General features: G+C 54.2%; 1 pseudogene. It reads left to right on the top strand.

Annotation, left to right across the window (positions count from 1 at the left end):
* Positions 1-849 (top strand): annotated as a pseudogene (locus tag Pmgp_RS19985) (hypothetical protein); the annotation flags it as partial.

The following is an 849-nucleotide window of genomic DNA, read 5'->3' as shown; positions in this document are numbered from 1 at the left end:
GTGAAACATCCACCAGCGGGAACGTCACCGGCGTTTTCGATATGGTTGGCTGCGGTTATGTGTATGTGGCATCTTATGTAAATAACGGCAATGCTAACCTGACCACATATTGCGCCGCGCTGGTAAACGCCGACGCCAAGTATAAGGATGTTTTCCCGATTGGTACATCCGACGGGCAAGCTGAAAACTATGCTGCAGCGGCTGCAACCAGCGGCGGCATGATGCTAAATGAAACATCCACTGCCGGTACCGGCGCCACAGGCTGGCTGAACTGGGCCGGGAGTGCCACGTACTCCAACTTCCCGTACTCCTCCAATCCGGTGTTTATCCGTGGTGGCAGCTATGGTGGTTCTAGCTCCGGCCTGGCCTTTTTCAACAGCACGGGCGGCAATGCTGACGGCGGCGTCGGCTTTCGCGCCTGCTTTGTAAATCTGGATTCTGCTCCTCTGATTTCTAGCACGGATACAAACCTGGGCGATTTGAGCGCACCCCCGAGCATTACCTATCAAGTCAGCGATGCTGATAATGACGCGGTAAACATCACAGAAAAACTCAATACTGCCGTACTGAGAACGATTAACAACGCTCCGAAGAATACGGATATTACCTTAACCATCACGCAGACACAGTGGACGGCCCTGGCCATCAATACCCAGCATAGCATTACAATTACGGCCGATGACGGCAGGGGCGGAATAACCACCAGGACGTATACCTTCCGCCGGGTGAACGCGGCCCCGGGCATCACCGGCACAGATGGCAGCATTGGGGATAAAAACGCCCCCTTTACTTACACGTATCAGATCACGGATGCAGACGGCGACACGGTTAATGTCATCGAGCGCTTCA

Source organism: Pelotomaculum propionicicum (assembly GCF_004369225.1).
GTDB classification, from domain to species: Bacteria; Bacillota; Desulfotomaculia; order Desulfotomaculales; family Pelotomaculaceae; genus Pelotomaculum_B; species Pelotomaculum_B propionicicum.
The sequence above is the reverse complement of the archived record's forward strand: the minus strand, read 5'-3'. Positions and strand labels throughout refer to the sequence as shown.